Origin of the sequence: Marinobacter sp. DS40M6 (assembly GCF_028581595.1) — a bacterium.
Lineage (GTDB): Bacteria > Pseudomonadota > Gammaproteobacteria > Pseudomonadales > Oleiphilaceae > Marinobacter > Marinobacter salarius.
In genome coordinates, this window is sequence record NZ_JAFCAE010000005.1 from 292089 (window position 1) to 304386 (window position 12298).

The window sequence follows — 12298 nt, forward strand, 5'->3', positions numbered from 1 at the left end:
ATCAGACGGAACCTACCCGGCGCGCCAGTTCTGCGGTGCGGTTGGCGTAGCCCCATTCGTTGTCGTACCAGGCGTAGATTTTCACCTGGGTACCATTCACCACCATGGTGGAGAGGGCATCAATAATGGAGGAACGAGGGTCGGTTTGGTAATCGATGGACACCAGCGGGCGCTCTTCGTAGCCCAGAATGTTTTTCAGATCGCCCTCAGCAGCCTCTTTTAACAACTGATTTACGGTATCGCGATCCGTGGGTGTTTCCACCTCGAATACGCAGTCAGTCAGCGAGGCATTCGTCAGTGGCACCCGAACGGCATGGCCATCCAGACGGCCCTTCAGCTCCGGAAAAATTTCGATAATCGCGGTGGCGGAACCGGTGCTGGTCGGAATCAGGGAACTGCCACAGGCGCGGGCCCGCCGCAGGTCCTTATGAGGCGCATCGATGATGGTTTGAGTGTTGGTCAGGCTATGGATCGTCGTGATGGAACCATGCTTGATACCCAGCTTCTCGTGGATGACCTTCACCACCGGCGCCAGGCAGTTGGTGGTGCAGGAAGCAGCAGTGACAATGCGGTCATTGGCCGGATCAAAAATGCCGTCGTTCACGCCCACCACAATGTTTTTGGCCCCAGCCTCTTTCACAGGAGCGGTCACCACCACGCGCTTGACGCCCTGATCGAGATACGCCTGGAGCACGTCCACTTTTTTCATTTTGCCGCTGGCTTCAATCACCAGATCGCAGCCGGACCAGTCGGTCTCCCCAATGGTTTTATTGCGGGTGACGCGAACCGATTTACCCTCGATAACGATACTGTCGCCGTCCACACCCGCTTCGCGGTCCCAGCGGCCATGAATGCTGTCGAAGTTCAGCAGATGTGCCAGCGTCTCGGCATCGGCGCCCGGATCGTTGATCGCTACGAATTCCATCTCCGGCCACTGCCACGCTGCCCGCAGGGCCAGGCGACCGATTCGACCGAATCCATTTATTCCGACTTTGATCTTGCTCATGATGTGCTCCAGAAAGCGTTATCCATTAAATACACCGCACAACCGGCCTGTCTGGCATGACAGAAAGGCGCTCAAGTTCCTCAGTGATCAGGGCGGGATTGCTATCGGCAGTTTCATCCAGAACCCGCGACAGCCACTGGGGCATCCGGGGATTCAGGGAATAGTACATCCATTGCCCCTGACGCTCTGCATCCAGTAGGCCCGCCTCCCGCAGGGTGGCCAGGTGCCGGCTGGCCTTGGGCTGGGAAATATCAAGGGCGGCGGTGAGTTCACACACACACAGTTTCGTTTCCTGCCGAACCAGCATCAGCGCAGCCAGGCGAAGCTCGTCACCCAACGCTTTGAATACCTTCACCGGGTCAAAGTTCACCGGCTTCATACCGGTTTCTTTCCTGTGCACCAGAGTAAACAGGCCAATGCGCTCGCGGATTTCCTTGAGGGTCAGTGCGAAGGTGGCATGGCGCCCGCTTGGCACCGGGTCCGGGAAGTCCCAGGCGATTTGCTGGGCGGGCTGACAGACGTTGCCACACTCGTTGGCAGCTTTTTCACAAAGGGTAATCACATAATCCCAATGCTCACTTTCAACGCCTGCCAGCGATTTACTCTGCAAACCATCGACGGAAAAGCCCGACTCTGAGAGCACCTGCAACGCCATTGGGTGGGGTTTGTCAGGCTCGGTTCCGGCACTCGCCACTTCAAACTGGTCACCGGCCAGTTCCCTTAGCAAGGCTTCCGCCATCAATGACCGGGCACTATTGGCGGTACAGACGAACAAAACGCGGCGCTTCATATGCAAATTCCCATATATTCGTTTTCATGCATATCTATTTTATTGCATAATATCCGGAAGATTTTAACGAGTAAAGGACCCTTTCATTACAATGAGCACCCGTGACCTCCCCAATATCGACCCTGACCAGTTCCGCAAACCAACTGAGGAACAGGTTTTTGCAACTCCGCCTTCTTCACATCGTCCAAGGATACTGTTGCTGTACGGCTCACTGCGGGAGCGGTCATTCAGCCGGTTAGCTGTTGAGGAAGCTGCCCGGCTGCTGGAGGCCATGGGTTCGGAAACCCGCGTATTCGACCCCCGCGGTCTACCCCTTGCCGATGCTGAAGACGCCTCGCACCCAAAAGTTCAGGAATTGCGGGAACTGGCCCAGTGGTCGGAAGGCATGGTGTGGTGCTCGCCGGAACGCCACGGCGCTATGACTGGCATTATGAAAACCCAGATCGACTGGATTCCCCTATCCATCGGCGGCGTACGCCCTACCCAGGGCAAGACCCTGGCGGTGATGCAGGTGTGTGGTGGTTCCCAGTCGTTCAATGCGGTGAATCAGTTGCGCGTGTTGGGGCGCTGGATGCGGATGGTGACAATTCCCAACCAGTCGTCGGTACCCAAGGCGTACCTGGAGTTCGATGCTCATGACCGGATGAAACCGTCCCCGTTTTACAACCGCATCGTGGATGTCATGGAAGAGCTGGTGAAATTCACCCTGCTGATACGGGACCGCAGCGACTACCTGACGGACCGCTATTCCGAACGGGTGGAAAGCGCCGCTGAAGTCTCAAAACGCGTCAATCAACGGTCCATGTAAGAGAGAAGTCATGAGTAGCAACGCAGAAACCACAACCGAAGACTCCGGCGGAGGCATGGATCTGTTCGGGAAGTACCTGTCGGTCTGGGTGGCGCTGGCGATCATCGCTGGCGTGACCCTTGGGCAACTGGCACCTACGGTTCCCGAAACCCTGTCCCGATTCGAATACGCTCAGGTGTCGATCCCTATTGCCATTCTGATCTGGGCCATGATCTTCCCAATGATGGCCCAGATCGATTTCAGCGCAGTGGTGGGCGTGCGCAAGGAGCCAAAAGGCCTGGCCATCACCACCATCGTGAACTGGCTGATCAAGCCCTTCACCATGTTCGCCATCGCCTGGTCTTTCCTGATGGTGGTGTTTGAGCCACTGATTGCGCCAGAGCTGGCCAGCGAATATCTCGCCGGCGCCATCCTGCTGGGGGCGGCGCCCTGCACCGCCATGGTGTTTGTATGGAGTTATCTCACCAAAGGCGATGCCGCCTATACCCTGGTGCAGGTGTCCCTGAACGACATCATCATGCTCTTCGCCTTCGCGCCCGTTGTGGTGTTCCTGCTGGGCATTTCCGACATTCAGGTACCCTGGAACACGGTTATCCTCTCCGTGGTGCTGTACATTGTCATTCCCCTGACCGCCGGCTACCTTACTCGCCGCGCCCTGATCGCAAAGCGCGGGCAAGGCTGGTACGACGAGGTGTTCATGAAACGCCTGGGGCCGGTCACCCCGGCAGCGCTGATCGTTACCCTGGTACTGCTGTTTGCGTTCCAGGGCGAAGTTATCCTGAACAACCCGCTGCATATCGTGCTGATTGCCGTGCCGCTGATTGTGCAGACTTTCCTGATTTTCTTCCTGGCCTACGGCTGGGCCCGCTTATGGAAGGTCCGTCACTGCATCGCTGCGCCCGGGGCCATGATTGGTGCCAGTAATTTCTTTGAGCTGGCAGTCGCGGCGGCCATTGCGCTGTTCGGCCTGCAATCGGGCGCGGCACTAGCGACTGTGGTTGGCGTTCTGGTTGAGGTTCCGTTGATGCTAGTTCTCGTTCGAATTGCCAATCAAACCCGGGGGCGGTTTCCGGCCTAGTTTTGGGCCGCTCAATAGGTCCACTTTTAAACAAAAGCGAACATTTGAGTCAGGGCTTCCCTCCAGAGGCTCCAAGCTAAGAAAAAGCGATGTCATCGAGCATCATTGACGGAGCCATTGCAGACGGTCAATGATTTTATGGCGAAGGTGGCCATGCTCGACTAAGCTTTTGTTTTATCAATCTTTGTGCAGCGCGATTGATGGTCCAAAGTCGGGAATAATGACGCTGTCCAGTTTCTGCAATGATAAAGCGCGCGGCCTAACTGCTATTGAGCTATCAAAGAAAGGATATCGTGAGTATTCAACAGAAAGACATTTTTATTTGTCATGCTAGTGAAGACAAGCCCGATGTTGTCCGACCTCTCTACGAGAAGCTGGAGTCAGAAGGCTTTAACATATGGTATGACGAAGCAGAAATTAAATGGGGTGATAGCATCACTGAGCGTGTGAATTGGGGCCTAATTCACTCAAAATACGTTGTGGTTGTTTTAAGTGAGAGCTTTCTGGAAAAACGGTGGCCTAACAGAGAGTTCAACTCTGTTGTTAATACGGAATCATCAAGTGGCGTTGTCAAAGTGCTGCCGTTGGTCGTTGGTGATGGTGTTATAGAGAGAAAAATAATAGAGGCTTATCCACTAATTAACGATAAGAGATATTTGAAGTGGTCAAACAATCAAACTGAAATCGTAGAAGAGCTATACAAAATATTTCCAGAAAAAAGTAAAAGAAACTTTGAAACAGATGCTAAAAAAATCAATCAAAAAAATTTTAGCGATCAAGATGTACTTTGCCGCTCTAACGTAAGCGTTAACGTACAAAAAGTAAGCTGCTTGTCTGGAAACGATGAAGGACTATTCATTACTCCTAATGCTGTGAATGGAATTCCTTTTTCTTCCGTTCTAAATTCCCTTATAGAGAATGATAAAGGGGAAACTCTGCTAGTAAAATACCTAGACAAAGCAGTGTGGAAGAAAATAGGAATGCCAAATGATAGTGGTCAAAAGTTATTCATCGAAATACCTTATTTATATCACAAGACGCTCTTTGTTCCGCAATTTCTCACGGCGCTGACTAGAGATGTCGAAATATCACCCGGTAATTTAGTTATTTTACTTCCTGAAACAGTTATCACATATAATCATGAAGGTATTTATCGTACGGCTGCTTCCCTTCGAGATTTAGGGTTTAGTATAGGTATTTCTCAATTTGGCACTGGCTATAGTAGCCTTTCATATATACAGCGTTTAAATTTTAGCTATTTGTTCATAGATAGGTCTTTTTCGAAAGGTGCAGGTTATGAAAGCGACGAATATACAATCTTGCGTGCAATATGCAGTCTTACCGATAGTCTAAATATAGTTTCGGGTATTGATTGTGCAGAGCATAAAACTGAAATTGATCTATTAAAAAGCGTTGGCTGTCAACTAATGGCATCGCCAGTTGATAGCTAATAAGTGACTGTTGTCGGCCTTGGATTCCCCTCGCCTAAATAGACACGTTCGGATAACTAAGGATTGAGAGCTTGACCGATACTATCTAATAAACATCTAAAAAGGCGGTGAACCGTGTGCCTAAACCGTAATGCTTTTGCTTCTATTCAGTATTGCCTGGGCGAAGGCTTACTCGGACATTGACCATAATCCGAAAGTGCGCTTTGCGACCAGGTCCAGCTAAACAAAAGTGGACCTTTTTCTGGGCCGCGTGAGCCCATTACCCTCCTCCGAAATTTCACTAGAAAACCCAACACCATGGGAATACGGCGAAATCCAAACGGGAAGAAAGATCAAATCAGTGGTGCAACTAGAACACGGATGTTTACACTATGAGGCGGGGTGAGCTGAACTATCTCAACTCTGAATATATTCAAATATAGCTCCTAGGAAATCGGTGAACGACATGGACCTCACTAGGCAAATTCTTCTAGCGTTAGTGATTCTCGTCGCCACGACGCACGTAATTGCGGCTGAGTGCTCCGCTGATGAAGCTCAACAACTCCGCGAAGCATGCCAACAAAGCTTACAGGACATCAGAGGCACTCGACAAAATGGTAGCCAAGCTGAAGAACGAGGTTGGGAGGCAAGTAAAAAAGGGATCGTTGAAGGCGGCTCATGTGCCGCTAGAGGAAGTCGGCTGATCACTTCGTGCTCTTCAGGCTTGTTGTCGTGTTTTGTCCAGATTGCCAGGATTCAGGGCACCATCGAAAAATGCAAGATCGCAGTTGATTATATCGACACCGCAATAAACCACTTTCGACAGGCGTCATTCTACTTTGGAACTGCAAGCATCGCCTTTAGCGATCAAGGCGGTGAATCCTTATTGCGCAGACTTTCAGGGTGCAGTAACCCGACGTGCCATGAGGTTCTGAGGCTGACTGATCTGTCACGTCAGGACCAGGAGCGTGTTCAGCGGAACATTGAGCGTCTGGTCAGGTACAAAAGCCAACTCGAAGAAGCTAAGTCACGAATCGAGGCATGCGAAAACAAAGGTAGCAGTTGCGATCCAGAGTTTCCTCACATTATAGATATCGAAGACTTAGAACCACCAATGAGAGATCTAGATCCCCCAGAAGCACCGTTGCATCTTGACATATCGACTCGTGAAATCCATCGAACTCCATGAGCGCACCGTTAGTGTTCCTATGGGCTCCTTTCCAGGCGGCGGCTTAATCGACAGGTAAAGCGAACACTGTGATCTTTGCAGCACTATCGAGGCCACCCTAAGTAACCCATCTCAGCCCGTTAAAAAGGTTCGCTCCAATGAGGCTGCAATTTTATGGCTTCACGACCAGTTCTTATGCATCAAAAGAGACTGCCTCTGGCCAATTATCGAATGTCTGCTTTTGGACCAAGCCGAGCTTCCCAAGCTCCAAACAAAAGCGAACATTCGAGCCAGGGCTCTTCTCCGGAGCCTAGAAGCTAATCTGATCCATTTCATCCAGTATGATTGGCGGAGCATATTGCAAACGCCGAATGATTGCATGGCGAAGATGGTCACGCTCGGCTAAGCTATTGTTTTATCATTCGTGCTCAGCGCGATTGATGGTTCAAAGTCAGTGATAATGACGTAGTCAAAATTCTGCAATGATAAAGTACTTGGCCTAGTCGCTGTTACGCACATACTTGTATCGGGTCGATATGGGAATAGTAAAAAAGAAAAGAAGGACAAAAGCGCTGCGGGAAATTCTAGCGCTCGCTATTGGAAGAAGTCGTCGTGTTCCGATTTTCGACAATATTCAGCGAACTGATAGCTCCCCGAAAAAAAATCTTGAAACTGATTTTGCTTTTTACAATCGATCCTCTCGGCCTGCAATGGAACAAGTCAGAGGCTTATTGGAATGTTTCGCTTCAAGATATCCTGCTAAAGAACTGAATGACTTGGCTAGTCGACTGCGGTCAGGTGACGATGTTCACTTTAGATCAGCATCATTTGAGCTTTTTTTGCATGAAGCACTAATAAGTCAGGGCTTTGAGCTTACTCCCCACCCTAAACTACCGAATGGTAGCTCTTTTAGACCTGATTTTTTGGTGAAAGACAAAACAGGTCGCGAATTTTACTTAGAGGCCAGATTGGCATCAGAGAATAATGAGCTGGATAGAGGTGGTGAAGCCCGTAGAGGAGCTGTCCTAGACACGTTATCAGCTTGTCCTCATCAAAATTTCATGATCGTAATTACTGACGATGGGAGTCCTAAAAGTCCACCTAGTGGAAAGAAGCTAGTAAAGGCAATTCACAACTGGCTCGATAGGCTTGATCCGGATGTAGTCGCGCAAGAAATTTCAGAGAGCGGATTCGATTCGCTAGAGCCCTTTACTTGGAGTCATGATGGGTGGGACCTACAAGTTCGGCCCAATCCAATCTCTCCTGAGCGTCGGGGCATGAGCGGTAATTTGGTTGGCTGTAGTGGAATTGGGGGAGGTTGGGTTGATGCGTGGAGTCCAATTAGAGATGCCGTGAGGGCCAAAGGAAGCAAATACGGTCAGCTAGAAAAGCCATTGGTCGTTGCAATCAATCTGGATTCTTTTGACTTGGACCGTATCGACGAGCTCCAGGCTCTTTTTGGACAAGAGCAATACATAGTCAAACCCGGATCAAAAGCAGAGCCTGAGATGAGGAGAGCGCCCAACGGTGTCTGGCTGGGTAAAAGTGGTCCCATCTACACGCGTGTAAGCGCGGTTTGGATATTCAATGACTTACATGCCTCTGCTTTGGCAAACAGGAGCAGTACATTGTATTTCAATCCATGGGCAGTTCATTGCGCACCTGCTTCTTTGAAATGCTTCCCTCATGCCTGCGTCGAGGAAGACCAAATTAAATGGTACGAGGGGCTCTCCATGAGGGAAGCCTTTCAGCTAAATGAAGGCTGGCCAGCCGATGCGTAACAAGTCGCTGGTTAGGACGCAAACTACGCTGCGCTTCGTCTGCGCTGCACAGTTCCAACGTTACACCGTATGAAGGATGAGTCTTACGGCATGAATGATCACTTTCGCCCAACGGGCAGGGAAATTATCTCAGACCAAGCTATCGCCCATGACCTTAAAGGCGTAAACCTGAAAAATAAACAATTTGAACGTTTGGTTGCCAAGAAGAAACGCTTCACAGATTGTGATTTTAGCTACTCGCAGTTTGACTCAGCATACTTGCATAAGTGTATTTTTGATTCTTGCAAATTTGTTGGGTGCAAGTTCACTAATTCAAACCTAAGAGGTAGCAAATTTGAGGGCTGCGTGTTTGATTACGCAGAGTTTTCCCAAACGCAAGTAGAGCCCGAGATTCTTGATACAGGATGCCCCGGACAGGAAAACCTTCAGCAGAAATTTGCCAGAATGCTTAGGGTGAATTTTCATCAAATTGGAAATTCAGTTGCTGCAAACAAGGCAATTAGAATTGAGCTCGAGGCCGGCCGTGTTCATTTGTATAAAGCTTGGCGGTCTCGTGAGGCCTATTACCGAAAGCATTATCCAGGTGTAACGCGAATTAAGGCTTTCTTAGAATGGTTTGATTTTGTATTGCTTGATGCGTTTTGGGGGAATGGTGAAAGCTTCATAAAGCTGCTTAGAACATTGCTTTTGGTAATATTAGCTATTGCACTAGGCGAGGTTTATTTCTTAAAGGATCCAGCCTCACTGAACAGTTACGTTGAGGCAGTAAAAAATGCTCCGCAAGTATTCCTTGGCGTCGCTAGGCCAGATGGGTTTTCAGGCCTGCTATTAGCAGGTATCGCGGCTTTGAGGTATGTAATGCTTGCCTGCTTGGTGTCGATTCTAGTTAAACGTTTTAGTCGTCGATAATGCATATCTACGCTTTTGGCTCAATCTGTCGCGGTGATATTTCTGTTGACTCAGATGTCGACCTGCTGGCGCTTGTGGAAGGCCGGGATTCTCGCCTTGATCCTGAGAAGTTTTCGATTTATTCGTATGCGAGAATGCTTGAACTCTGGGAAGCGGGTAATGCATTCGCCTGGCATCTGTCTCTTGAGAGCCGCCTGATTTACGCCGCTGACGGGACTGACTTTCTTAGAAGCTTGGGGTCGCCGTCTAGATACTCGGGAGCGGTAGCCGATTGCTTGAAATTTCGAGATGTATTTGAGTCCTCATTCCAGTCTGTCCAGAAAGGCACGCCGAGTCTCGTGTTTGAACTTTCAACGATTTTTCTAGCTTTGCGAAATATCGCAACCTGTTATTCGCTTTCGAGGACGGACAGCCCAACCTTCGGAAGGGATTCGGCGAGAAGGCTTGGCCCAAGAAGTCTGGATATTGATGAGAATGTTTACTCTTTGCTAATGCAGGCCCGACTGCTTTCCACGAGAGGTGCCGGGGACAGTATTGGTGATATCGATCTGGCGATTCTATTGCCGGAGTTGAAGCGCTGCCGATCTTGGATCGAAGAACTATGCCATGAGGTAAATTTAAATGGATGAGTTTGTTAGCCGAATGGCGACTCAAAGACATGTTCTGGACATGGTCAACTCAAGACTGGATCTTGATGAAAAGCTCTTCGGACTGTCCTCCAGTGCGATTGACCGTTGGGCGGTGAATAACCGACTTGGGCCATCTTCTAGCGTGGTTAACTTACTGAAGAATATCTCATCGGAGCTTTTTTTTATGGCTACTCGTAGCCAAGAGCCAGTGAGTAGTGAATACGAGCTGAGAAGGGATAAAATTATTGCAGCCGTTGCCGCACTTGCGGATGCGGTATAACCAGTGGCTGTTGTCGGACGCACCTACGTTGCGCTTCGGTAAGCCGCAATTCCAGCCGTCATCGCATCATCTGAATGTTCGCTTTGCGACCAAAAATGGCTCGAGCGCTTTTCTGAAAAGGCCGCCCCATGCCTGGGCCAACTCCCGAACTATCAGCTTTGTCAAACAACGCCGACTCCCGATCTCAGCAGGCCTCCAACGGCGCATAGGCCAAAACCAACCACTTGGCCCCCTCATCAAAGTTCACCTGCACCCGGGTATGGTGACCAGAACCCTCGGAGTTCATCACGATACCTTCACCAAACTTGGGATGGCGTACCCGCTGGCCCAGGCTGAAACCCGTGCCAACGTCAGGTTCCTGGCTGAACAGGCCCTCATTGGGCCGGGCCATCATGGCCGGGCGGCTGACCGTATTCCGCAGCCGCACTTCCTGGATGCAGTCACCGGGAATCTCACGAACAAACCGCGACAACGCGTGGAATTTTTCCTGGCCGTACAAGCGGCGGGACTCCGCGTAAGTGAGCACCAGCTTTTGCATGGCCCGGGTAATGCCCACATAGGCCAGGCGCCGCTCTTCTTCCATCCGCCCCGGTTCTTCCAACGACATACTGTGGGGAAACAGGCCTTCCTCCACACCGGCCAGGAATACCAGCGGAAACTCCAGGCCCTTGGCGGAATGAAGGGTCATAAGCTGCACGCAGTCCTCATTCGCTTCCGCCTGAGCCTCGCCGGCGTCCAGCGCTGCCTGGGCGATGAATTCCGACAGCGGATCAACGCCCTCTTCCACCTCATAATCCGACAGGGCATTCACCAGTTCTTCCAGGTTCTCCACCCGCGCCTGCCCCTTCTCACCCTTTTCGCTGGCGTGGTAATCCTTGAGACCACTTAGCTCCAGGGTTGTCTTCATCAGACCATGCAATGATGCATCGTCCACCATCTCCGTCAGGCGTTCGATGATGCCCATGAAGGATTGCAGACCGGTTTTGGCGCGGCCCTTGACCTGGCCGGCTTCCAGCAAACGCTCGGCAGACTCCCACAAGGAGACACTGCGTTCAGTGGCGAACGCGCGCATGTCCGCCAGGCTCTTGGCGCCGATACCGCGAGCGGGAATGTTCACCACGCGCTCGAAGGCTGCATCATCCCGACGATAATGCACCAGTCGCAGGTAGGCGATGGCGTTGCGGATTTCCTGGCGGTCGTAGAATCGCAGACCGCCGTAGACCCGGTAGGGAATGCCCTGACGGATCAGGGATTCTTCCAGCACCCGGGACTGGGCATTGGATCGGTAAAGAATGGCCGACTCGCTGCGCAGGTTGCCCTCGTTGACCCAGCTACCAATGGTGTCGGCGATGTAGTTGGCTTCGTCCTGCTCGTTGAAGGCCGCATACAAACTGATGGGCTCGCCATCCGGGCCGTCGGTCCAGAGTTCCTTGCCCAACCGGCCCTGGTTGTTGGCAATCACCGCGTTGGCGGCTTTCAGGATCAGTTGAGTGGAGCGGTAATTCTGTTCCAATCGCACCATCCGGGCGTTGGGAAAGTCCCGCTGGTACTGCTGGATGTTTTCGATTTTCGCGCCTCGCCAGCCGTAGATGGACTGGTCGTCGTCGCCCACCACCGTTAGCGGCACCCGGTTCCCGGCCAGGATCTGCAGCCAGGCGTACTGGATGGTATTGGTGTCCTGAAATTCGTCCACCAGAATCTGCTGGAAACGGCTCTGATAATGGCTCAGTAGTTCCGGACGGTACAGCCAGAGTTCGTGGGAGCGTAGCAACAGCTCGCCAAAATCCACCAAGCCGCTTAGGTTGCAGAGCTTTTCGTACTGGCGGTAAACCGTCAGCATTGTGGCCGTGAAATGATCGCCCGGATTTTCCTGGATGTGTTCCGCCCGTAACCCTTCGTCTTTCTGGCCGTTGATAAACCACTGGGCCTGCTTCGGCGGCCAGCGGCTTTCATCAATCTGCAGCTCACGCATCACGCGCTTGATCAGCCGCAGCTGGTCGTCGCTGTCCAGCACCTGGAAGTTCTCTGGCAGGCCGGCGTCCTGGTAATGGGCCCGGAGCAACCGGTGGGCAATGCCGTGAAAGGTGCCAAACCAGAGGCCCCGAGCCGGAATATTCATCATCTGCTCAATGCGGTAGCGCATTTCCTTCGCCGCTTTGTTGGTGAAGGTCACCGCCAGGATGCCCGTCGGCGGTACTTTGTCCACCTGCATGAGCCAGGCAATCCGGTGCACGAGCACCCGGGTTTTGCCACTGCCCGCACCTGCCAGCACCAGCAAATGATCATTCTGGGCCGTTACAGCCTCGCGCTGGGCGTCGTTCAGGGCGTCGATAATGTGGGAGACATCCATAGAGATCCGGTCGCTACTGGTTAAATGAACAGGTGCGGAATTATAACAGGAGAAAGGAGGGTTTGCCGG

General features: G+C 51.6%; 11 protein-coding genes. 8 read left to right on the forward strand and 3 right to left on the reverse strand.

Going from position 1 to position 12298, the window contains the following annotated elements:
* Nucleotide 1: 1 nt before the first annotated feature.
* Together JJO78_RS15140 and JJO78_RS15145 are read right to left on the reverse strand one after the other, a co-directional pair.
* Nucleotides 2-1006, reverse strand: a complete 1005-nt coding sequence (locus tag JJO78_RS15140; protein WP_228210035.1) for an ArsJ-associated glyceraldehyde-3-phosphate dehydrogenase — start codon at nucleotides 1004-1006, stop codon at nucleotides 2-4.
* 25 nt (nucleotides 1007-1031) lie between these two features.
* Nucleotides 1032-1796 (reverse strand): metalloregulator ArsR/SmtB family transcription factor, encoded by a 765-nt coding sequence (locus JJO78_RS15145; RefSeq protein ID WP_075194176.1) that lies wholly within the window; start codon nucleotides 1794-1796, stop codon nucleotides 1032-1034.
* A gap of 91 nt (nucleotides 1797-1887) precedes the next feature.
* Between JJO78_RS15145 and arsH the strand changes: the two genes are divergently transcribed.
* The 8 genes from arsH (at nucleotide 1888) to JJO78_RS15185 (ending at nucleotide 9879) form a co-directional block, all read left to right on the forward strand.
* Complete coding sequence (gene arsH / locus JJO78_RS15150; RefSeq protein ID WP_075194175.1) at nucleotides 1888-2604, forward strand: arsenical resistance protein ArsH; 717 nt, start codon at nucleotides 1888-1890, stop codon at nucleotides 2602-2604.
* 10 nt (nucleotides 2605-2614) lie between these two features.
* On the forward strand, nucleotides 2615-3682 hold the full coding sequence (gene arsB / locus JJO78_RS15155) for an ACR3 family arsenite efflux transporter (RefSeq protein ID WP_075194174.1): 1068 nt from the start codon (nucleotides 2615-2617) through the stop codon (nucleotides 3680-3682).
* A gap of 293 nt (nucleotides 3683-3975) precedes the next feature.
* Nucleotides 3976-5133 carry an EAL domain-containing protein gene (locus tag JJO78_RS15160; protein WP_075194173.1) on the forward strand — a complete coding sequence of 386 codons (1158 nt, stop codon included), beginning with the start codon at nucleotides 3976-3978 and terminating at the stop codon, nucleotides 5131-5133.
* 436 nt (nucleotides 5134-5569) lie between these two features.
* A complete protein-coding gene (locus JJO78_RS15165) occupies nucleotides 5570-6301 on the forward strand; it encodes a hypothetical protein (protein ID WP_127401928.1) in 732 nt (243 codons plus the stop codon).
* Between the two features lie 515 nt (nucleotides 6302-6816).
* On the forward strand, nucleotides 6817-8061 hold the full coding sequence (locus tag JJO78_RS15170; protein WP_127401929.1) for a hypothetical protein: 1245 nt from the start codon (nucleotides 6817-6819) through the stop codon (nucleotides 8059-8061).
* Nucleotides 8062-8151: 90 nt separating this feature from the next.
* The gene (locus tag JJO78_RS15175; RefSeq protein ID WP_075195645.1) at nucleotides 8152-8970 is read left to right on the forward strand and encodes a pentapeptide repeat-containing protein; all 819 of its coding nucleotides are present in this window, start codon (nucleotides 8152-8154) and stop codon (nucleotides 8968-8970) included.
* The gene (locus JJO78_RS15180; protein ID WP_075195644.1) at nucleotides 8970-9599 is read left to right on the forward strand and encodes a nucleotidyltransferase domain-containing protein; all 630 of its coding nucleotides are present in this window, start codon (nucleotides 8970-8972) and stop codon (nucleotides 9597-9599) included. The genes JJO78_RS15175 and JJO78_RS15180 overlap by 1 nt, the downstream gene beginning before the upstream one ends.
* Nucleotides 9592-9879 carry a hypothetical protein gene (locus tag JJO78_RS15185; RefSeq protein ID WP_075195643.1) on the forward strand — a complete coding sequence of 96 codons (288 nt, stop codon included), beginning with the start codon at nucleotides 9592-9594 and terminating at the stop codon, nucleotides 9877-9879. Before JJO78_RS15180 ends, JJO78_RS15185 begins: the two co-directional genes overlap by 8 nt.
* A 184-nt stretch (nucleotides 9880-10063) precedes the next feature.
* On the opposite strand, the gene uvrD is transcribed toward JJO78_RS15185, so the two are convergent.
* A complete protein-coding gene (gene uvrD, locus JJO78_RS15190; RefSeq protein WP_075195642.1) occupies nucleotides 10064-12229 on the reverse strand; it encodes a DNA helicase II in 2166 nt (721 codons plus the stop codon).
* Nucleotides 12230-12298: the final 69 nt, after the last annotated feature.